At 74.2% G+C, this 18730-nt stretch carries 21 protein-coding genes and 1 tRNA gene; 14 read left to right on the forward strand and 8 right to left on the reverse strand.

Annotated elements, in window-relative coordinates; genetic code table 11:
- The first annotated feature begins 37 nt into the window (after positions 1 to 37).
- Both ACK8HX_RS04800 and ACK8HX_RS04805 read left to right on the forward strand, forming a co-directional pair.
- On the forward strand, positions 38 to 463 hold the full coding sequence (locus ACK8HX_RS04800) for a DUF1801 domain-containing protein (RefSeq protein ID WP_411939527.1): 426 nt from the start codon (positions 38 to 40) through the stop codon (positions 461 to 463).
- A gap of 33 nt (positions 464 to 496) precedes the next feature.
- Entirely contained in the window at positions 497 to 3277 is a 2781-nt protein-coding gene (locus tag ACK8HX_RS04805) for a DEAD/DEAH box helicase (RefSeq protein WP_411939528.1), read from the forward strand.
- A 22-nt stretch (positions 3278 to 3299) separates the two neighbouring features.
- Here ACK8HX_RS04805 and ACK8HX_RS04810 read toward each other — a convergent pair whose 3' ends face one another.
- Complete coding sequence (locus ACK8HX_RS04810; RefSeq protein ID WP_411939529.1) at positions 3300 to 4220, reverse strand: thermonuclease family protein; 921 nt, start codon at positions 4218 to 4220, stop codon at positions 3300 to 3302.
- A gap of 210 nt (positions 4221 to 4430) precedes the next feature.
- On the opposite strand from ACK8HX_RS04810, the gene ACK8HX_RS04815 reads away from it, so the two are divergent.
- The 5 genes from ACK8HX_RS04815 (at position 4431) to ACK8HX_RS04835 (ending at position 8950) form a co-directional block, all read left to right on the forward strand.
- The gene (locus ACK8HX_RS04815) at positions 4431 to 5816 is read left to right on the forward strand and encodes a dicarboxylate/amino acid:cation symporter (protein ID WP_411939530.1); all 1386 of its coding nucleotides are present in this window, start codon (positions 4431 to 4433) and stop codon (positions 5814 to 5816) included.
- 43 nt (positions 5817 to 5859) lie between these two features.
- A complete protein-coding gene (locus tag ACK8HX_RS04820; protein WP_411939531.1) occupies positions 5860 to 6480 on the forward strand; it encodes a GNAT family N-acetyltransferase in 621 nt (206 codons plus the stop codon).
- 101 nt (positions 6481 to 6581) lie between these two features.
- Complete coding sequence (locus ACK8HX_RS04825) at positions 6582 to 7220, forward strand: hypothetical protein (protein ID WP_411939532.1); 639 nt, start codon at positions 6582 to 6584, stop codon at positions 7218 to 7220.
- A gap of 105 nt (positions 7221 to 7325) precedes the next feature.
- Positions 7326 to 8132 (forward strand): SDR family NAD(P)-dependent oxidoreductase, encoded by an 807-nt coding sequence (locus tag ACK8HX_RS04830; RefSeq protein ID WP_411939533.1) that lies wholly within the window; start codon positions 7326 to 7328, stop codon positions 8130 to 8132.
- Positions 8129 to 8950: a 2-oxo acid dehydrogenase subunit E2 gene (locus ACK8HX_RS04835; protein WP_411939534.1), complete on the forward strand. Its 822-nt coding sequence runs from the start codon at positions 8129 to 8131 to the stop codon at positions 8948 to 8950. The genes ACK8HX_RS04830 and ACK8HX_RS04835 overlap by 4 nt, the downstream gene beginning before the upstream one ends.
- A gap of 16 nt (positions 8951 to 8966) precedes the next feature.
- On the opposite strand, the gene bfr is transcribed toward ACK8HX_RS04835, so the two are convergent.
- Positions 8967 to 9449 (reverse strand): bacterioferritin, encoded by a 483-nt coding sequence (bfr, locus tag ACK8HX_RS04840; protein WP_411939535.1) that lies wholly within the window; start codon positions 9447 to 9449, stop codon positions 8967 to 8969.
- Positions 9436 to 9642, reverse strand: a complete 207-nt coding sequence (locus ACK8HX_RS04845) for a (2Fe-2S)-binding protein (RefSeq protein WP_411939536.1) — start codon at positions 9640 to 9642, stop codon at positions 9436 to 9438. The genes bfr and ACK8HX_RS04845 overlap by 14 nt, the downstream gene beginning before the upstream one ends.
- A gap of 258 nt (positions 9643 to 9900) precedes the next feature.
- On the opposite strand from ACK8HX_RS04845, the gene ACK8HX_RS04850 reads away from it, so the two are divergent.
- From ACK8HX_RS04850 to ACK8HX_RS04860, 3 genes are all read left to right on the forward strand, one after another.
- Positions 9901 to 10977, forward strand: coding sequence for a saccharopine dehydrogenase NADP-binding domain-containing protein (locus tag ACK8HX_RS04850; RefSeq protein ID WP_411939537.1), 1077 nt, complete (start codon positions 9901 to 9903; stop codon positions 10975 to 10977).
- On the forward strand, positions 10974 to 12275 hold the full coding sequence (locus tag ACK8HX_RS04855; protein WP_411939538.1) for an NAD(P)/FAD-dependent oxidoreductase: 1302 nt from the start codon (positions 10974 to 10976) through the stop codon (positions 12273 to 12275). Before ACK8HX_RS04850 ends, ACK8HX_RS04855 begins: the two co-directional genes overlap by 4 nt.
- An 80-nt stretch (positions 12276 to 12355) precedes the next feature.
- Positions 12356 to 13483, forward strand: coding sequence for an adenosylhomocysteinase (locus tag ACK8HX_RS04860; protein WP_411939539.1), 1128 nt, complete (start codon positions 12356 to 12358; stop codon positions 13481 to 13483).
- Between the two features lie 25 nt (positions 13484 to 13508).
- On the opposite strand, the gene ACK8HX_RS04865 is transcribed toward ACK8HX_RS04860, so the two are convergent.
- Genes ACK8HX_RS04865 through ACK8HX_RS04875 form a run of 3 tightly spaced genes read right to left on the reverse strand, consistent with a single transcriptional unit; the run spans position 13509 to position 14654 of the window.
- Positions 13509 to 13736, reverse strand: a complete 228-nt coding sequence (locus ACK8HX_RS04865; protein WP_411939540.1) for a hypothetical protein — start codon at positions 13734 to 13736, stop codon at positions 13509 to 13511.
- Positions 13737 to 13747: 11 nt separating this feature from the next.
- Positions 13748 to 14398: a hypothetical protein gene (locus ACK8HX_RS04870; protein WP_411939541.1), complete on the reverse strand. Its 651-nt coding sequence runs from the start codon at positions 14396 to 14398 to the stop codon at positions 13748 to 13750.
- Position 14399: 1 nt separating this feature from the next.
- The gene (locus ACK8HX_RS04875; RefSeq protein ID WP_411939542.1) at positions 14400 to 14654 is read right to left on the reverse strand and encodes a hypothetical protein; all 255 of its coding nucleotides are present in this window, start codon (positions 14652 to 14654) and stop codon (positions 14400 to 14402) included.
- 192 nt (positions 14655 to 14846) lie between these two features.
- On the opposite strand from ACK8HX_RS04875, the gene ACK8HX_RS04880 reads away from it, so the two are divergent.
- Complete coding sequence (locus ACK8HX_RS04880) at positions 14847 to 15212, forward strand: helix-turn-helix domain-containing protein (protein ID WP_411939543.1); 366 nt, start codon at positions 14847 to 14849, stop codon at positions 15210 to 15212.
- Positions 15213 to 15241: 29 nt separating this feature from the next.
- On the forward strand, positions 15242 to 15673 hold the full coding sequence (locus ACK8HX_RS04885; RefSeq protein ID WP_411939544.1) for an ImmA/IrrE family metallo-endopeptidase: 432 nt from the start codon (positions 15242 to 15244) through the stop codon (positions 15671 to 15673).
- A gap of 209 nt (positions 15674 to 15882) precedes the next feature.
- Here the strand turns inward: ACK8HX_RS04885 and ACK8HX_RS04890 are convergent.
- Together ACK8HX_RS04890 and ACK8HX_RS04895 are read right to left on the reverse strand one after the other, a co-directional pair.
- Positions 15883 to 15965, reverse strand: a tRNA-Leu gene (locus ACK8HX_RS04890).
- 247 nt (positions 15966 to 16212) lie between these two features.
- The gene (locus ACK8HX_RS04895) at positions 16213 to 17223 is read right to left on the reverse strand and encodes a pirin family protein (protein WP_411939545.1); all 1011 of its coding nucleotides are present in this window, start codon (positions 17221 to 17223) and stop codon (positions 16213 to 16215) included.
- 100 nt (positions 17224 to 17323) lie between these two features.
- On the opposite strand from ACK8HX_RS04895, the gene ACK8HX_RS04900 reads away from it, so the two are divergent.
- Both ACK8HX_RS04900 and ACK8HX_RS04905 read left to right on the forward strand, forming a co-directional pair.
- Positions 17324 to 18223: an FhaA domain-containing protein gene (locus ACK8HX_RS04900; protein ID WP_411939546.1), complete on the forward strand. Its 900-nt coding sequence runs from the start codon at positions 17324 to 17326 to the stop codon at positions 18221 to 18223.
- Positions 18224 to 18233: 10 nt separating this feature from the next.
- Complete coding sequence (locus ACK8HX_RS04905; RefSeq protein ID WP_411939886.1) at positions 18234 to 18728, forward strand: FHA domain-containing protein FhaB/FipA; 495 nt, start codon at positions 18234 to 18236, stop codon at positions 18726 to 18728.
- Positions 18729 to 18730: the final 2 nt, after the last annotated feature.

An 18730-nucleotide genomic window follows, 5' to 3' on the forward strand; every position in this document is an offset into this window, starting at 1 on the left:
CCGAGACCCGAACCGGCCGAATGACGAGGAGGGCCCGATGCCGAGCGAGCCCGACCGCAGGACCCAGCCCCACGACGGCGACGTCGACGCCTTCGTCGCCCAGGTTCCGGACGACCGACGTCGCGCCGATGCCGAGGAGGTCCTCGAGCTGATGCGGCGGGTCTCCGGCCACGAGCCGCGGATGTGGGGTCCGTCGATGGTCGGGTTCGGGCGCCAGCCGTACCGGACCGCCGACGGCAAGGAGCGTGAGACCTTCGCCATCGGGTTCTCCCCGCGCAAGGGCGCCCTGACCCTCTACGGGCTGACCTACTACGGCACGAACACCGACCTGCTCGCGCGCCTCGGGCCCCACACGACGGGCAAGAGCTGCGTCTACGTCAAGCGTCTCGACGACCTCGACCGCGGTGTCCTCACCGAGATCGTCCGGCGGTCGTGGGAGGAGAACCACGACAAGCCCTGCTGAGCCGGGGTCGGGCATGGGGGAGGATCGGGGGCGATGACGCTCACCGACCGCCTCACCGGCGCCGACGCCGCCGACGCGGACGGCGCCTTCGACGTCTTCCTCGACTGGGCCGGCGAGCGCGGCTTCTCGCTGTACCCCGCGCAGGAGGAGGCCGTCCTCGCCCTCGCCGGCGGGGCGCACGTCGTCCTCGCCACCCCCACCGGCTCGGGCAAGTCGCTCGTCGCCGTCGCCGCGCACGCGCAGGCGATGGCCGAGGGCCGCCGCTCCTGGTACACCGCGCCCATCAAGGCGCTCGTCAGCGAGAAGTTCTTCGCCCTCGTCGAGATCTTCGGAGCCGGCAACGTCGGCATGCTCACGGGCGACGCGGCCGTCAACGCGGAGGCGCCGATCATCTGCGCGACCGCCGAGGTCCTCGCCAACCACGCCCTGCGCGACCGCGAGCTCGCCGACGTCGGGCTCGTCGTCATGGACGAGTTCCACTTCTACACCGAGCCCGACCGGGGCTGGGCCTGGCAGGTCCCGCTGCTCCTGCTCCCGGAGACGCAGTTCCTCCTCATGTCGGCCACTCTCGGCGACACGACGGTCTTCGGGGAGGACCTGACCCGCCGTTCCGGCCGCGAGACCGTGGCGGTCACCGGCGCGGAACGGCCTGTGCCGCTGGAGTTCTCGTGGGTCCTCACCCCGGTGCACGACACCCTCGAGCTGCTCCTGCGTGACGGCAGGGCACCCGTCTACGTCGTCTCGTTCACCCAGGCCGCGGCCGTGGAGCAGGCCCAGTCGCTGATGTCCGTCGAGGTCGTCTCGTCCGACCGGAAGGCCGCCCTCAAGGAGGCCGTCGGGGGGTTCCGGTTCGGCAAGGGGTTCGGCGCCACCCTGCGCCGGCTCGTGCTCCACGGCATCGGTGTCCACCACGCCGGGATGCTGCCGAAGTACCGGCGACTCGTCGAGACGCTCGCCCAGGCCGGGCTGCTCGCCGTCATCTGCGGCACGGACACCCTCGGGGTCGGCATCAACGTGCCGATCCGCACCGTCCTCCTCACCTCGCTCACCAAGTACGACGGGAGGCGTCAGCGCGTCCTGCGGGCCCGGGAGTTCCACCAGATCTCCGGTCGCGCCGGCCGGGCCGGCTTCGACACCGTCGGCTACGTGGTCGTCCAGGCGCCGGAGCACGTCATCGAGAACGAGAAGGCCCTCGCCAAGGCCGGGGACGACCCCAAGAAGCGGCGAAAGGTGGTGCGCCGCAAGCCTCCCGAGGGTGTCCTGTCGTACACCGAGGCCACCTACGAGCGGCTGGTCGCGGCACCGCCGGAGCCGCTGCAGAGCCGGATGGTCGTCAACCACGCGATGGTGCTCAACGTCCTCGACCAGTGGGAGGGGCAGCAGGCGGCCCTGCACACCCTCCTCCTCGACAACCACGAGGAGGAGACCCGACGCGACGCGCTCGTCGAGCGGGCGGTGCAGGTGCTCGGGTCGCTGCTGCGGGCCGAGGTCGTCGAGCCCGACGACGGGTCGACCCTGGAGGAGTGGCTGCCCGCACCCACGGACGGCACGGGCTCCGGAGCCGGCGAGGCCGGGGCGCCCGGCGCGAAGGGCGAGGGAACCGAGGAGGCCGATGCGCCGGCGGCCGGGCTGGGTGCCCTCGGACAGCTGCTTGCCGAGGCAGGCATCGCCTCGGCGGATCCCGTTGCGGCGGAGGGCGGCTCGGATGCGACCACGGACGGACAGGCGCCCTCGGAGGACCGCGAGCAGGGCGCGCTCGAACGGTTCCTCCGCGCGGAGGGCCGACGCCACGCGGAGGGTCCGTTCCAGGTGGCCCTCGACCTCCACGACGGGTTCGCCCTCAACCAGCCCCTGTCGGCGTTCGCCCTCGCGGCCCTCGAGCTGCTCGACCCCGAGGCGCCCGGATACGCCCTCGACGTGGTCAGTGTCATCGAGGCGACCCTCGACGACCCCCGCCCCGTCCTCATGGCGCAGCGGTTCGAGGCGCGCGGCGAGGCGGTCGGGGCGATGAAGGCCGACGGGCTCGACTACGAGGAGCGCATGGACGCGCTCGAGGACGTGTCGTGGCCGCGCCCCCTGGCCGAGGAGCTCGAGGGTGCGCTGCGCGTCTACCGGCAGTCACACCCGTGGGTCGACCCCAGCGGGCTGTCCCCGAAGTCGGTCGTGCGCGAGATGTACGAGCGGGCGATGACGTTCGGGGAGTTCGTGGCCCACCACAAGCTCGCGCGGGCCGAGGGCGTCGTCCTGCGGTACCTCACCGACGCCTACCGCGCCCTGCGCTCCACCGTCCCCACCTCGGCGCGCACCGAGGAGGTCGACGACGTCGTCGAGTGGCTCGGCGAGGTCGTGCGGCACACCGACTCCAGCCTCCTCGACGAGTGGGAGGCACTCGCCAACCCGACCGAGGTCGTGGGCCCCGACGTGCGCCCGTCCTCGGAGGGACGTGCCCTCACGGCGAACCCGCGCGCCCTACGGGTCATGGTGCGCCAGAGCATGTTCCGCCGCGTCGAGCTCCTCGCCCTCGGCCGGGTCGGTGCTCTGGCCGCCCTCGACGGTGGCCTCACCGAGGAGGAGTGGGAGGAAGCCCGCTCGTCCTACCTCGCCGAGTACGACGACCTCGGAACCGGCCCCGCGGCCCGCGGGCCGGCGCTGTTCCGGGTCACCGAGGAGGACGACCGCTGGCTCGTCGAGCAGATCATCGACGACCCGGAGGGCGACCGCGACTGGCGGATCACCGCGGAGCTCGACCTGGCCGCCACCGACGAGGCCGGCGAGGTCGTCCTCGTCGTCACCGGTCTCGGCCCCGCGACGTGAGTGGCCGGCGGCTCCTCGGCCGCTAGACCTTGGCCTTGCGCCAACCGGCCGCCACGGCGTCGGCCTCGCTGCAGAACCAGCGCTCGCCCTTGGCCTCGTCGATCTTCGTGACCTCGTAGTACCGCTGCCCGGGCACGTGGTAGATCTTCTCGCCGCTGCTCGAGATGTTGCCCTTGATGTCGCACGAGCCGGGAGCCGCGGGCGGCGGCGCCAGGCACCCGCTGCCCCAGATGCCCTTGCCGGCCTCCCGCGCGGCACGCTCGGCCGCCCTGTACGCCGCCTGCCCGGCGTAGGCCCGGTCGTGGGTGTACTCCTCGCCGAAGCCGCCCGCGATGAGGACGTGCGCGACCTGGCGGCCGTCGGTGAGCTGCACGTGGCGCAGCAGGCGGTCGTAGCGGTCGCGGTCGCCCTGGCTGGGGTCGCGGACCAGGCGGACCGTCCTCGACTGCACGAGGCTCTGCATCCTGCTGCTCGCCTGCTGCGCGTAGCACTCACCGGACGCCAGCTCGGGCGTGTCGATCCCGATGACCCGGACCCGTTCGGTGACACCACCCAGGCGGACCTTGATCGTGTCACCGTCGACGACCCCCACGACGGCGACGAGCCCCGCGGAGGACGCGGCCGCGCCCTTCGTCGGCGTCGCCCGCTGCGTGGGCGTCGGCGTACGCGTGGGCGTGGCCGTGGGCGTCGGCGAGGGGGTGGGTGGCGCGGGGGACGCGGTGGGCGCGGACGTGGGGACGGTCGAGGGCGGGGGCTGCGCCACGTGCGGCGCGGTGAGGTCGGCGTCGGCACCGGACCCGTGCGAGGACCCGGCGCCGAGCACCACGGCCGACGTCAGGGCCACCCCGACGGCGGAGGTGGTGCCCCCGATGACCAGGCCCGCAGCGACGAGCGCCGTCATCCCCGACGACAGCCCGCGCCCGCCCACGACCCCACCCGACACGACCACTCCTTCGCCCGACGAAGCCACGACTGTAGGGCGGCGACGGGCGGCCCCGCGGGCATTCGGGGGGACTGGCGCGAACCGGCCTCCGGCCGGCCGTCCCGCATCCCAGACCCGGCGGGAATCCTCGACGTGGCTGCGTGGTTGCCGCGTCCTGTGGCCGGGCGTGACGCCCGACCCGTCCGCCTCCCCCATCGAAAGGACCGAGTCGTGGCCTCCTCAGCCGCCACCGTCGGCACCTCGGACACCCCGCCCCCGACCTCGCGCGCCCGGGCCCGTTTCCCGTTCTGGGCCCGTTTCCCGTTCTGGGCCCAGATCCTCGCCGGCCTCGTGCTCGGCGCCCTCCTCGGGTGGGCCGCGCGCACCTGGGGCCTCGACGGCCTCGCCGCGACCCTCGACATCGTCGGCAGCGCGTTCGTGAGCCTGCTCCGCACGATCGTCGTCCCGCTCGTCTTCCTCGCGATCGTCGTCAGCGTGGCCCGCCTGCGCGATGTCACGAACGCCGCCCGGCTCGCCGGCCAGACCCTCCTGTGGTTCGCCGTCACCGCCGCGATCGCGGTCGGCATCGGCATCGTCATCGGCCTCGTCACGGACCCGGGCATACGGACCAGCGTCGACCGCGCCGCCGCTGAGGCACCCGGGAGGACCGGGTCGTGGCTCGACTTCCTCCAGGGCATCGTCCCGTCGAACATCCTCGGTCTCGAGGGCAGCACCGGCGACGACGGCTCGGTGAGCCTGGGCTTCAACGTCCTGCAGATCGTCGTCGTCGCCCTGCTCATCGGGGTCGCGGTCCTGAAGACGGGCGCGAAGGCCGAGCCGTTCGTCGCCTTCTCCGAGAGCTTCCTGTCGGTCGTCCAGACGGTGCTGTGGTGGATCATCCGGCTGTCGCCGATCGGCACCCTCGGCCTCATCGGCCACGCGGTCGCGACCTACGGCTGGGACCTCGTCGCGCCGCTGGCGGTGTTCACCATCGACGTGTACGTCGGCTGCGCCATCGTGCTGTTCGGTGTCTACCCGCTCCTGCTCAGGGCCCACGGCCTCAGCCCCGTGAAGTTCTTCTCGGGCGCCTGGCCCGCCCTCCAGCTGGCGTTCGTCTCGCGCAGCTCGGTCGGCACGATGCCGGTGACCCAGTACGTGACGACCCGCAACCTCGGGGTGCCGCGCGAGTACGCCTCGTTCGCGGTCCCGCTGGGGGCGACGACGAAGATGGACGGCTGCGCGGCCATCTACCCGGCCCTCGCCGCGATCTTCGTCGCGCAGTTCTTCGGCGTCGACCTCGGGGTCACCGACTACCTGCTCATCGCGTTCGTCTCCGTCGTCGGGTCGGCCGCCACCGCCGGCCTCACCGGCGCGGTCGTCATGCTGACCCTCACCCTGTCGACGCTCGGGCTGCCCCTCGAGGGCGTCGGCCTCCTCCTCGCCATCGACCCCGTCCTCGACATGATGCGCACGATGACGAACGTCGCCGGCCAGGCGCTCGTGCCGACGATCGTCGCCAAGCGTGAGGGGATCCTCGACGAGACCGCCTACACCGGCGACCGCGCCGCCGACCCGGTGAGCGCACCGGCCGACGAGCGCGAGCTCGTCCCTGCCTGACACGGGGCCGCCAGGTCGTCCACTGCGCACTAGCGTGAGCGGTATGGCGGTGATGCGGGAGGCGAGCATCCACGACCTGCCCGGCGTCTACCGCGTGTGCCTCCTCACCGGTGCGGCGGGCACCGACGCCACCGACGCGCACGCCGACCCCGACCTCCTCGGGCACCTCTGGGCCGGGCCCTACCTCGTCCACCCGGAGGCCGTGGCGCTCGTCGTCCAGGACGCCGAGGGCGTCGCCGGGTACTGCGTCGCGGCGCCGGACACCGCGGCCTTCGAGGAGTGGGCCGAGACGACCTGGCTGCCGCCCCTGCGCGAGCGGTACCCCGCGGGCAGCGGTGCGTCCGCTGCCGACCGGGCGGCCGTCGCGCGTCTCCACCACGCACCGAGGACGCCCGCCCACGTCCTCGCGACCCATCCCGCGCACCTGCACGTCGACCTCCTGCCGCGCCTGCAGGGGCAGGGCTGGGGCCGGCGCCTCCTCGAGGACGTCCTCGCGCGGCTGGCGGCCGCCGGGGCCCGCGGGGTCCACCTCGGCGTGGACCCCGCGAACGTCGGCGCCGTCGCGTTCTACGAGCGGCTCGGCTTCGCGCTCATGCCCGCGCCGCCCGGTGCCCAGCTGTACGGCCGCGTCCTGCGCGACGACGAGGCGGCCCCCGGGACCTGACGCGCGCGGGCGATACCGGCGCGATACCGGTGTCCCGGACGGTCTGACACCACGTCAGCACCCGCCGGCACCACCCGCCGGCACCGACCCGGGAGGACCTCATGACGACGACCCACCGCACCACCTCGATCGCCGCCGCGGCTGCCCTCGCCCTCGCCGGCCTGACCGGCGCGGCGTCCACAGCCACCGCCGGGGGCCCGACGCCCGTGGACCCCGCCTCGGTGACCCCGAGGCTCAACCCGGCCTTCGCCCCGTGGGACTGCTGGCGGACGGGGACGGGCATCACCTGCCAGGGGGAGTCCGCGCCCACCTACGCCAACGAGCCCCTCGGGCTGTTCTGTGACGGCCTCGAGGTGTACGTGAGCGGTGGGGGTCACGACCGGATGACGCGCTGGCACACCGCCGACGGCCTCGCGACCAGGACGGTCGTCACCATCTCCACCCCCGGCGACGTCTTCTCGCTCAGCCCGACCGGCGAGGGGCCGACCGTGACGATCAGCAGCCACTTCGTCCGCCACTACACCTACCTCGTGCCGGGCGACATCTCCCAGCGGGTGCTCACGCACACCGGTGCCAGTGACCTCGGTCGGGCCGAGCCCGGCGAGCCGCGCCTCAAGGGAGCGGGCTTGCTCCGGTTCGCACCGGGCGAGGACTTCGAGACGGTCACCGCGGCCCACGGGACCATCGCGTCGCTGGACGGCGAGCAGATCGAGACCTGGATCTGCGACGGCCTCACCTGAGCCCGACCGCCCCCGTCGGCCCGCCGCCGGGCAGACGTTCGACAACCCTCGACGGGCCGCTGCGCCGATGCGGGCAACCGCGGTGCCGTCACGCAGACTGGGCCCATGCGGCTGGCCGGTGCACACGTCCTGCTCACCGGGGCCACCGGGACCATCGGCGTCCGCCTGGCCGCCGAGCTCGCCCGGCGCGGAGCCCGCCTCACCCTCGTCGCCCGCACCAGCGCACCCCTCGTGGCGCTCGCTGGCCCGCTCGGTGCCGCCGTGGTGGCGGCCGACCTCACCGACACCGTCCGGCTGCCCGACGTCCTCCGGTCCGCCGAGGACGCCCACGGCGCCGTCGACGTCCTCCTGCACAACGCCGCCATCGAGACCGCGGGCCCCGTCGCCGAGGCGCACCCCGACGACGTCCGCGCCACCATGGCCCTCAACCTGGCCGCACCGCTCGAGCTGACGCGGCTCACGCTCCCGACGATGCTCGCCCGGCGACGGGGCCACGTCGTGGCCGTCTCCTCACTGGCGGCCGTGGCGACCTTCCCGGGTCTGGCCCTCTACGGTGCGAGCAAGGCCGGCCTGTCGGCCGCGATGGCGGGGCTGCGCCTCGAGCTGCGCGCGACCCCCGTGCGCACGACGACCGTCGAGCTCGGACCCGTGCACTCCTCGATGATGGACCGCATCGAGGACGAGGCGCTCGCGGCCGCGTCCTTCACCCGGGCCCGCCGCCTCGGTGCCCTCCCGGTCCTCGACCCCGACGTCGTCGCGCCGGCGGTGGTCCGGGCCGTGGAGGAGGACCGCCACCGGCTCACGCTCCCGCGCCGGGTGGCTCCGCTCGCGCTGCTCACCGAGGCACCGCGGGCGGTGGTGCGCGCCGCCCTCACCGGTGTGCGCGCCGCGCAGGTCGGCGCCGCGCGATGACCGGCCGGACCGACCCCCGACCTGCCGACGCCCGACCCACGGTCCGCCGCAAGATCGCCGTCGCGAGCTGGCGGGCGCCCACGGAGGGGCGCATCCACGCACGGGCCGAGGTTGACGTCTCCTGCGCCCTGGCCCACCTCGCCGACCTGCGCTCCCGCACCGGGACGCGGGTCACCCTGACCCACCTCGTCGGGGCCGCCCTCGGGAGGGCGATGCGCGCCGTGCCCGAGGCCCGCGCCCGGGTCGTGCTCGGGCGGCTCCGCCCGATCGAGGAGGTCTGCGTCTCGTTCGCCGTGGACATCGGCGACGGCCGCGACCTGGCGCCCGTGCGGGTGGCGGACGCCGACCGGCTCACCACGGTGGAGGTCGCCCGGGCGGTCGACGCGGGCGCAGCGGCCCTCCGGGCCGGGCAGGACCGCCCGTTCAGGCGCTCGAGCTCGATCCTGCGCGCGGTGCCGGTGTGGGCGATGCGGCCGGTGGTCGACGTCGCGAGCCTCGTGACCGGCGGGCTGGGACGAGGGCTGCTCGGCCAGCCCGGTCGCCCGCTCGGCACGGCGTTCGTCTCGAACGTCGGGAGCCTCGGGCTGGAGGAGGCCTACCTCGCCCCGGTGCCGTTCGCGCGGGTGCCCGTCTACCTCGCCGTCGGCGCGGTCCGCGAGCGCCCGGTGGTCGTCGACGGGGCCGTCGTGGCACGCCCGACCTGCGTCCTCGTGGCCACCGCAGACCACCGGGTCGTCGACGGCGCGCACGCGGGGATGCTGCAGCGTGAGGTGCTCGCCCACCTCGCCGACCCCGGTGGGCTGGACGCGCCCGGCTGAGGCCGGGCGCCCGACGTCAGGGGGTGGCGGTCTCGATCTGCTGCGAGAGGTACTGCGGCAGGCCGACGCGCATGATCGCCTCGATCTGCGACTCGAACCAGTCGGCGTGGGTCTCCTCGTCGCGGGCCATCTCCTCGAAGATCGCCGCGCTCGCGTGGTCGCCGAGGTCGTGGCACTCCTGCGCCGAGGAGTTGAACTGGGCGACGGCGGCGACCTCGCTCTCGAGGGCGAGGCGGAGCATCTCCTCGGCGTCCTCGCCGATGCGGATGGGGTTGAGCCGCTGGACGTTCGGGTGGCCCTCGAACAGCAGGATCCGGTTGATGAGGGAGTCGGCGTCCTTCATCTCGTCGATGGAGAGGTCGTAGAAGACCTTGCCGAGCCTGGGGAAACCCCAGTTGTCGAGCATCCGCGCGTGGAGGAAGTAGGTGTTCGTGACCGTCAGCTCGAAGGTCAGTGCGTCGTTGAGCAGCTCGACGACTCGGGGGTCAACTGGCCTCATCGCACAACTCCAGGTCCTCGGCGGGTCGGGGCGCCTCATGCTCGCACACCAGCCGACGGACGGAGAAGACGCACGAGCCGCAGTCGCGACCGGCACCGGTCATCCGGCACACCTGCCCGAGGGTCCGGGCGCCGGCGTCCACGGCGGCGGTGATCGCGGCGTCGTTGACGACGTGGCACTGGCAGACGATCACGGCTCCCCCTCTCGGGCGCTCGGGCGGGCCTCCGGACTGAAGGTGAGGCTTACCTAACCACAAGATGGCCCCCACGGCGCAAGCGGAACCTGAGAATCCCGGATGACGGCACGCGGCCGCCCCACCGTCCGCACCCTCCCCGCACCGGGGCGCCCCGGACCCCCTCTGGTCCGGAGGCCACCGTGTATCACCGTCCGCCCGCAGGGCTCCTCGACCTTCGACGGCCCGACCCGGGCCACGACGCCCCAGGAGCCCGCCGTGACCCGCACCTCGTTCACCTTCCTCGTCCACCCCCGGACCCGTGTCGGCGAGGACCTCGCCCGGGTGTGGAAGCCGCTCGGCCGCGTGCCGGAGCGCGTCTACGACACCGCCCTGCGCCGCCTCCCCGTCGCGCCGGCGACGATCGCCGCGGTCGAGGTGGGCGGCGAGCGGGTCGGCCACGTCGTCCTCGTCCCGTTCGGGGCCCGCCACCTGCTCGAGGCCCCCGCGGAGGGCCGCGCTCGGGTCGCCCGGGCCGTGGACCGCGCCGTCGCCCTCGGGTCGGGCGTCGTCGGGCTGGGTGCCCTCACGGCCACCGTCACCGGTGGCGGCACCTCGCTGCGCAGCCGCACCGACATCGCCGTGACCAACGGCAACGCGTTCACCGCGGCGACCGTCGAGCAGCAGGCCCGTGACGCACTCGACCGGTTCGTCACCACCGGAGGACGCCACGTCGCCGTGGTCGGCGCCACCGGCAGCGTGGGCTCCGCGGTGACCAGGCTCCTCGCGCGTGACGGCGGCGTGGAGCGGCTCACCCTCGTCTCGCGCACCGCACCGCGCCTGGCGGCCCTCGCCGCCGAGGTCGGCAGCCGGGTCGCCGTCTCGACGGCCACCGACCTGCGGTCGGTCGTCGACGCCGACCTCGTCATCCTCCTCACCGCCTCCGCCGACGCGGTGATCGGTCCGGAGCACCTGAGCCCCGCCGCGGTCGTCCTCGACGCGACCCAGCCCCGCAACACCTCGCCGCGGCTGCTCGTCGAGCGCCCCGACGTCACCGTGCTCGACGGCGGCGTCGTCGACGTGCCCTCGCTGCGCCTCGTCGGGAGCGACATCGGCCTCCCCGACGGGCGCGCCTACGCCTGCTTCGCCGAGACGGCGATGCTCGCGTTGTCCGGTCAGCGGGGCCACTTCTCGATCGGCAACCCCGGCCTCGACCTCGTGGACCGGACGCGCGGGCTGGCCGCGGACCTCGCACACCTCGGCTTCGTCCCCGCGGCACCGACGTCCTTCGGCCGGCCCGTCCCGACCCCGGCGCCGGCACCGGCACCGGCGGCAGCGGGGGGTGTGGCGGCATGACGCGCGTCGTCCTCCTCGGCGGGGGCTACGTGACGCTGCACGCGTACGCAGCGATCGCCCGGCGGCTCGGCGGGATGCTGCGCCGCGGTGAGGTCGAGCTCGTCGTCGTCACCGCCGACCCGTGCCACAGCTTCCACGGCTTCACCGGTGAGGTGCTCGCGGGGCTGCTGCCCTACGAACGCACCCGCACCCCGGTCGCCGCCGCGTGCCGGCACGCGCGGGTCGAGCACGGGGTCGTCGTCTCGGTCGACCGCGACCGGCGCACCCTCACGTGGCTGCCCGCCGGCGAGACGACGACGCACGTCATGGGGTGGGACCACCTCGTCGTGGGGCTCGGAGGCCGCGAGCCGACGGGCCAGGTCCCCGGCCTCGCCGAGCACGGCTGGACGCTGCGCGGCCCCGGTGACATCGCGCGCCTCGCCGCGCGCGTCGGGCAGCTCGCGGGCTCCCCGGAGGACGCGGCCGCGCCGGTCGAGGCCGGCGGCGGGCCCCTGGTCGTCGTCGCCGGGGGCGGGCTCGCAGGGGTCGAGCTCGCCGCGGCCGTCGCCGACCGCGGCGCCGGCCGGGTGCGGGTCGAGCTCGTCCACGGAGGGAGCGCCCTCGTGCCGGAGCTCGCCGGCTCCCAGCCCCGGCTCGCCCGCCGCGCCGCGGACGAGCTCGACCGCCTCGGCGTGGGCGTGCGCTGCGGGGCGCGCCTCGAGGAGGTCGGCGAGGGCCACGCGGTCCTCTCCGACGGCACCGTCCTCGACGCCGCGGCCGTCATCGCGACCACCGGTCAGAGACCCGTCCGCCTGCCCGGGCTCGGCGACGGGCTGCGCGACCTCCGGGGTCGCCTCGTCACCGCCCCGGACCTCTCCGTGGTCGACGGCGTCTGGGCCGCGGGCGACGCCGCCCGGGTCGCCCACCCCGTCACCGGCGAACCGGTGCCCGCGAACGCGCTCTGGGCCATCAAGGCCGGCCGGCACCTCGGCGCCAACGTCGCCCGCAGCATCGCCGGTCGCCCCACGAGGCCGTTCCGCTACCGCGGCCTCGGGCGAGCGGCCTCGTTCGGGATGGGCCGCTCGGTCGCCGAGCTCTACGGGGTCCCGTTCACCGGTGTCCTCGCGTGGGTGCTACGGCTCGTGTTCTTCCTCCGGTTCATGCCCGACCGCCGGACCGCGGCCCGCACCCTCGCCGACACCGCCCGTGCGGTGTACCAGGTCGCCGGTCGGCCCGACCGCAGGCGGGTCCGCTCGGCGCGCAGCGGGACCGCGCGGGACGTGCCCGCCCTCACTGACCCGGCGGTCGAGGCCGCCTGACCGGGCCCGCGGGGGCCGGGGCCCCCGGGCGGGCGGTCGGCGCCCGTGACGCGTCAGGCGTACGGGTGTCTACTGGGGCGGTGGACGCCGCCGAGCTCGAGTGGATCGCGTGGACGACGCCGATCACGACCTCGTTCGGGCGGACGGTCGCGGCGGGCGACCTCCGGGGACGCACGGTGGCCTGCCGGCAGCACGTCCTCGGCGACACCATCAGCATCCTCACCCCGCTCGTCGAGGCGGGCGCCCGGGTGCGGGTGGCGCCGTGCAACGCCGAGAGCACCGACGACCGCGCCGCCGCCCACCTCGCCTCCATCGGCGTGGAGATCCGGGCCCGATCCGGGATGAGCACTGCCGAGCTCGACGACTCCCTCGGCTGGCTCCTCGCCGAACCGGCGGACGCCCTGTGCGACATGGGCGGCGACCTCATCGCCGGGGCAGTGGGCGCCGGGCACTCGCCTGCTGGGGCGCTGGAGGCGACGACGACCGGGCTGCACCGCCTCGACGGCCTCGACCTCCCCTTCCCCGTCCTCGACTGGAACGGCATCGCGCTCAAGGAGCTGATCCACAACCGTCACCACGTCGGGGTCGAGACCTGGCCCGCCTTCACGGCGATCACCGGGTTGTCGCTGTACGGGCGCGAGGTCGTGGTGGTCGGGTTCGGGCCCGTCGGCCAGGGCGTCGCGGCGCGCGCCCGCGACCTCGGGGCCGTCGTCACGGTCGTCGACCTCGACCCCGTGCGGCTCGTGCAGGCCCAGCACGACGGGTGCCGGGTCGCGGACCTCGACGTGGCGCTGCGGACGGCCGAGGTCGTCGTCACCGCCACCGGGTTCGACGGCGTCCTCGGGGCGCAGGCGCTGGCCCAGGTCGCCGACGGGGCCGTGTTGCTCAACGTCGGCCACAGCGACCGCGAGATCGATGTCGACGTGCTCGACCGGCATCCGCGCACCACCGTGCGGCGCCTCGAGCGCGTCGACCTCGACGACCGAACCGTCTACCTGCTCAACCGCGGCAGCCTGGTCAACCTGGCCCCCGGGCTCGGCATCAACGCCCCGCAGCTGTTCGACCCGTTCGCGGCGATCATGCTGCTCGGGCTGCACGCCATCCTCGACGGGCGCACCACCACGCTGCCGAACGGCGTCCAGCGCTACCCGCGCGAGCTCGAGGACCGAGTGGCACGGGCGTTGGCCACGGGTGTGCGGGGCCGCTGAGCGGCGCCGGCCCGCTCAGCCTCCGTCAGCCCACCCTGACCGCGGCGAAGGCGACGAGGTAGGCAAGGCACAGCACGCCGACCACCACGAGGGCCACCGCGACCGTGCGGTCGCGGCTCCACCGATGCAGGGCCAGCACGACCGCTGCCACCGCCCCGATCGCCGGGTTGACGAGGAGGCTCACGGCCACCGCAACCGCCAGCGGCCAGTACCGCCCGACCGCACCACGCCACGACGTGTGCACTTCGGTCACGTGGACCCCCTTCAGTAGGCGCTGTAGCTGCCGTCGTAGTGGGCGTACACCCGCGGGCGCAACGACCTCGCGCTCCAACAGCCGACTCCGCGCGAGGCACAGGCTCGCCACAGCCCCTCGCTGACGAAGGCGGCGCCGCCGTTGACGCGCCCGTTGTAGGTGTACAGGTTCTCGGAGTACTCGGTGTACTTGTCGAAGTACCAGCCCCCGACCGACGCGAACGTCGACGTCGACTGCGACCGGGTCGACCACGCAGCGGTCACGGCCTTGTGGTTGTAGCACCAGTAGACGGAGAGCCTGTGCCAGAACAGGGCGGCGCCGTAGACCGTGTAGGCGGTCTTCGTGTGCGCGATCGCCCGGGTGTAGCCGGTGCACGTGCCACCGACACGGGCGCCGGGCACCTCGCGGTTCTGGACCTTCTGGGGCTCGCTGGCGTCCACCTCCTCGGTGTACCGCACCGGGTACACGTCCGCGTGCTCTCCGCGAGACTCCTCCAGTGCGACGGCCGGGTCCATCCCGTCCCGGACCATCGCCTCGTAGACCGTCTGCTGCTGCTCCACGGTCAGTACGGACTCGCTCGCCCGTGACGGCGTCACGGTGGCCAGGGCCATGACCCCCGCGATGGCGAGGGCCAGGCCCCCTCGTCGGATGACTGCGCTCATGTCAACGTCCTCCCCTACGTGTCGTGGTTCGGCGACCCCACTCACCCGCGCCCGCCTGCTCTGCTCGAGCGAGCAGCGCCGACATGGTCGCGCCGACCACGTCGGCGACCGCGGCGAGCTCGGAGATCGTGAAGTCGCCCGTGTCCAGCCGGCGCTGGAGCGTCGGTCCGGGGATCCCGGTGAGCTCGGCGGCTCGGTGCTCGCTGATGCCGACCTCGTCGAGGGCGGCAGCCGCAACGGCTGCGAGTCGCGTCATTCGGGGGTCCATGCGGACAAGTTATGCCACGTATGTGGCATGACACAATGACCAGGTTCCGCGTGTGGACAACTTTCTGCGCCGTACGAGGCTCCACAAGCCGCACCTGCGGCACCGCCCAGCCCGTGGGATGGGCGCAATGGTCCGATGAGGGAGGTCCCATCGCGTCCGGGTGTGGCTAAAGTTCCACACATGACGAACGCCATCACACGCGCCTTCGCCGACGAGGTGCGTGCCGAGCTGGCCCGGCAGGACATCTCCCAGAAGGCCGCCGCCGCGGCCGTCGGCGTCTCCACCACGGCGTGGCAGAACTACTTCAAGAGCCGCACGCGCGACATCCCGATGGCCGTGGTGCAGGCCCTGGCCGACTTCCTCGGCGTGCCCGCCTCGGAGCTGCTGCGTCGCGCCGAGCACCGGATGGCGCAGCTGGCCGCAGCCGAGGACCCCGGCCTGCCCGCGGACCTGGACCTCGCCGCCGAGAGCGGGCCGCGCGAGCGTGCCTTCGACGACCAGGGTGCCGGGGGGGCTGGGGGCCTGCGAGGGCCGGCACCGGACTGAGTGTCACCGGCGCCTCCTAGGTTCGCGGGATGCACCCTCCCCATCCGTGGACGGCGCTGCGGGCGATGACCGACACGTACGTCCACTGGCGCTCGGACCTGCCCCCGTCCCTCAACGGCGCGACCCGTGGCGACCGCATCTGGCTGCGCTCCGACCTGACCCAGGTCGAGCGACGGTGCGTGCTGGCCCATGAGCTCGAGCACCGCCGCCGCCGGCACGAGGGCTGCCAGCCGGTCGCGGTCGAGCGCGCCGTCCAGCACGGCGCCGCGTGCTACCTCCTGCCGAGCGCGCACCTCGTGGGCGAGGCGCTCGTGTGGGCGGCGCTGCGGCTCGACGAGGCCGCGGACGCGCTGTGGGTGACCGAGCGGATGCTGCGCGCCCGTCTCGACCCGCGGCACCTCCCCGCCGCGGACCGGGCCGTCATCACGGCCCGGGTCGCGGCGGCGCACCTCGTCGCCTGACAGACCCTGCGCATCGCCCCCGGCGAAGGCCGATGAGCCCGACGACGAGCGTGCCGGGGTCATCGTCGTTCAGTGCGCGAGGGGGGAGCCGTCGTCCGGTCCCGCGTTCGTCCCTCACGCGGCCCCTCCTCCTCCCGAGTCCCGAGGAGCGCACCAACGGAAAATCGCCGGAGGCCTCTGGGTGAGAGTGCCTCCGGCGACTTCCGTTGTGCGCAAGGGGGGATTTGAACCCCCACGCCCATAAGGACACTGCCACCTGAAGACAGCGCGTCTGCCGTTCCGCCACTTGCGCGTGGTGCTCGCGTGAGCCCTGACAGTGTGCCTGATGCCGCCCCGATCCCACAAAGCGGCCCGGGCAGCGCCTCACGCCATCCGCTCACGCCACCTCGTCAAGCGACTGGATCAATCGATCAAGCAGGTTGAGAAGTCCGCCGGCTGCCCGGACCCTCAAGCAGCTGGATCGATCGATCAAGCGGGTTGACGAGTGCGGGGGAGCACCCTGGATGGTCGGGCGCCGGAGCCGCGGGCTCAGGCTCAGCTCAGGACAGTGCCGGGGCCTCGGCGCCCGCGGCGAAGCCCGACGCGCGCTCGCGGTTGCCGCGGGGCTTGAGCCGCACCCCGGGCAGCACCGGCGCCGGGATGCGCGCCACCTCACCCTCGTACCCCTCGACCCGCCCGAACCGGCCGGCACCGCCCTCCGACGCGCCGGCGCCCGCCGGCCATGCCTCCCCCGCCTCCCACGCCTCGCGTGCCGCCTCGACGTCCTCGTGGGAACGCCCGATGAAGTTCCACCACATGACGAGCTCCTCGCCGAGCGGCTCACCCCCGAGGAGGAGGACGCGCGCCCCGCCCGAGGACGCCGCCACCAGCACCGACGCCTCGCCCGACCGGACCGGCACGACGACGAGCTCGCCCCGCTCGACGTCGGTCCCGTCGACGACGACCGACCCCGTGTCGACGAGCACCGCCAGCTCGAACCCCTCCTGCACGGGCACCGTCACCGCCGCGCCGGGTTCCAGCACGACCTCGGCCCCCACGAGCGCCGACTCCACCGCGACCGGCGACACCGACCCGAAGAGGGACCCCACGAACACCTGCGCCCGCACGCCCTCGCCCACCGACACGACCGGCGGCGCGAAGTGCTCGAACCGCGGCTCGACCCCGGCCGACGCCGACGGCAGCGCCAGCCACAGCTGCGCCCCGTGCAGCACGGTGGTCCCCGGCGTCGACACCTCCGAGTGCGAGATCCCCCGCCCGGCCGTCATGAGGTTGACCTCGCCGGGCCGCACGAGCGCGTGGGTCCCGAGCGAGTCACGGTGCTCGACCTCACCGCTGAACAGCCACGACACGGTCGCGAGGCCGCAGTGCGGGTGCGGCGCGACGTCCATCCCCCCGGACAGCGAGACGTCGTCGGGGCCGTAGTGGTCGACGAAGCACCAAGCCCCGACGAACGAGCGCTCCTTCGCGGGGAGCGTCCGCCGCACGGTCATCGCCCGGGGCCCACCGAGGGGCACCTCGCGGGGCACGATCACCTGCAGACCCACGTTCATCCCCTCACGGTACGGCCGCGCCGGTCCGGGTGCACCCGGCCACCACGGATAGGCTGGTGAGACCGTCCGTCGACCCGAGCCACGAGAGGGAGGTGCGCCCATGGGTCTGTTCGACCGCCTCGAGGCGGGGCTCGAGCGTGCCGTCCAGGGCACCTTCGCCAAGCACCTCCGCTCGGCCGTGCACCCCGTCGAGATCGCGAGCAACATCCGCCGCGCGATGGACGACCGCGCCGTCACCTCCTCGGGCCGCGCGATCGTGCCGAACGTGTTCACCATCGAGCTGTCCCCGGGCGACTACGACCGCCTGCACCCCGACCTCCAGCACGTCGAGATGGACCTCGTCGCGGCGGCCGAGGAGCACTGCGACGGGCAGCGATACACCCCGGCCGGCCCCATCGACATCGTCTTCGAGGAGCACGACGACCTCGAGACCGGCGTCTTCCGCATCCGCCCGAGCAAGGCGAGCCGCCCCCGCGCCACGGGGATGACGGGCCAGCACCAGGCGGTCCGCCCCCGCCACCGCCCCGCCGAGCGCGACGCCCCGCCGGTCCGGGACGGGCGCCCGGAGGCCACCCCCGGGGCCGCGGCCGCCGGAGCCGCCGCGGCCGCCGCAGCGGCCGGCCCGCCGCCGGCGCGCGACGACGTCGACGCCACGGCCCGCCACCCGCAGCCGCCGCGCCCTGCGGTCCGGCGCCCCAACGCCGCCGAGCGGCCCTGGCTCGACGTCGACGGCGAGCGCTACCCCCTCATGGGCGCGATCACGATCCTCGGGCGCGACGACGCGGCCGACATCATCCTCGACGACCCCGGCATCTCGCGCCGGCACAGCGAGCTGCGCGTGACCACCGACGGCCCGCACACGGTCACGACCATCCGCGACCTCGGCTCCACCAACGGCACGTTCGTCAACGGCGAGCGCATCACGAGCGAGCACCTCGACGACGGCGACCGCGTCACCGTCGGCCGCACCTCCATCACCTTCCGCGCGGGAAAGAGGTGACCGCCACGTGCTGAGCGAGCTCACCCTCACCGTCATGCGGCTGGGGCTCCTCGTGCTGCTGTGGGTCTTCGTCTTCGCGGTCGTCGGCGTGCTGCGCGGCGACCTCTACGGCACCCGGGTCAAGCGCCGCACCGCGTCCTCCGGCGCCACCCCCGCCAAGCGCCCGGTCACCCCGAAACCCTCACGGGCAGAACGCCGCACGCGAGGACGCGGCCCCACCCGGCTCGTCGTCACCCAGGGTCCGCTCAGCGGTACCACCCTCCCCCTCCGCCCCGCGGGAACCCTCATCGGCCGCAGTCCCGAGTGCGCCCTCGTCCTCGACGACGACTACGCATCGGGCCGGCACGCGCGCATCTACCAGGGCGACGACGGCACCTGGCGCGTCGAGGACCTCCGGTCGACCAACGGCACCTTCCTCGGAGCCACCCGCCTCACCGAGCCCAAGGAGGTCGCCGTCGGCAGCGTGCTGCGCATCGGCCAGACCGTCCTCGAGCTCCAGAGGTAACG

It is taken from the genome of Oryzobacter faecalis, from assembly GCF_046764005.1.
Classification (GTDB): domain Bacteria; phylum Actinomycetota; class Actinomycetes; order Actinomycetales; family Dermatophilaceae; genus Oryzobacter; species Oryzobacter faecalis.

What these genes read in the sequence shown, in the direction of transcription:
- ACK8HX_RS04800 (WP_411939527.1), top strand. Translation starts at nt 38, where the DNA reads ATGCCGAGCGAGCCCGACCGCAGGACCCAGCCCCACGACGGCGACGTC.
- ACK8HX_RS04805 (WP_411939528.1), top strand. Translation starts at nt 497, where the DNA reads ATGACGCTCACCGACCGCCTCACCGGCGCCGACGCCGCCGACGCGGAC.
- ACK8HX_RS04820 (WP_411939531.1), top strand. Translation starts at nt 5,860, where the DNA reads ATGGCGGTGATGCGGGAGGCGAGCATCCACGACCTGCCCGGCGTCTAC.
- ACK8HX_RS04825 (WP_411939532.1), top strand. Translation starts at nt 6,582, where the DNA reads ATGACGACGACCCACCGCACCACCTCGATCGCCGCCGCGGCTGCCCTC.
- ACK8HX_RS04830 (WP_411939533.1), top strand. Translation starts at nt 7,326, where the DNA reads ATGCGGCTGGCCGGTGCACACGTCCTGCTCACCGGGGCCACCGGGACC.
- ACK8HX_RS04835 (WP_411939534.1), top strand. Translation starts at nt 8,129, where the DNA reads ATGACCGGCCGGACCGACCCCCGACCTGCCGACGCCCGACCCACGGTC.
- bfr (WP_411939535.1), bottom strand. Translation starts at nt 9,449, where the DNA reads ATGAGGCCAGTTGACCCCCGAGTCGTCGAGCTGCTCAACGACGCACTG.
- ACK8HX_RS04855 (WP_411939538.1), top strand. Translation starts at nt 10,974, where the DNA reads ATGACGCGCGTCGTCCTCCTCGGCGGGGGCTACGTGACGCTGCACGCG.
- ACK8HX_RS04870 (WP_411939541.1), bottom strand. Translation starts at nt 14,398, where the DNA reads ATGAGCGCAGTCATCCGACGAGGGGGCCTGGCCCTCGCCATCGCGGGG.
- ACK8HX_RS04875 (WP_411939542.1), bottom strand. Translation starts at nt 14,654, where the DNA reads ATGACGCGACTCGCAGCCGTTGCGGCTGCCGCCCTCGACGAGGTCGGC.
- ACK8HX_RS04880 (WP_411939543.1), top strand. Translation starts at nt 14,847, where the DNA reads ATGACGAACGCCATCACACGCGCCTTCGCCGACGAGGTGCGTGCCGAG.
- ACK8HX_RS04885 (WP_411939544.1), top strand. Translation starts at nt 15,242, where the DNA reads ATGCACCCTCCCCATCCGTGGACGGCGCTGCGGGCGATGACCGACACG.
- ACK8HX_RS04895 (WP_411939545.1), bottom strand. Translation starts at nt 17,223, where the DNA reads ATGAACGTGGGTCTGCAGGTGATCGTGCCCCGCGAGGTGCCCCTCGGT.
- ACK8HX_RS04900 (WP_411939546.1), top strand. Translation starts at nt 17,324, where the DNA reads ATGGGTCTGTTCGACCGCCTCGAGGCGGGGCTCGAGCGTGCCGTCCAG.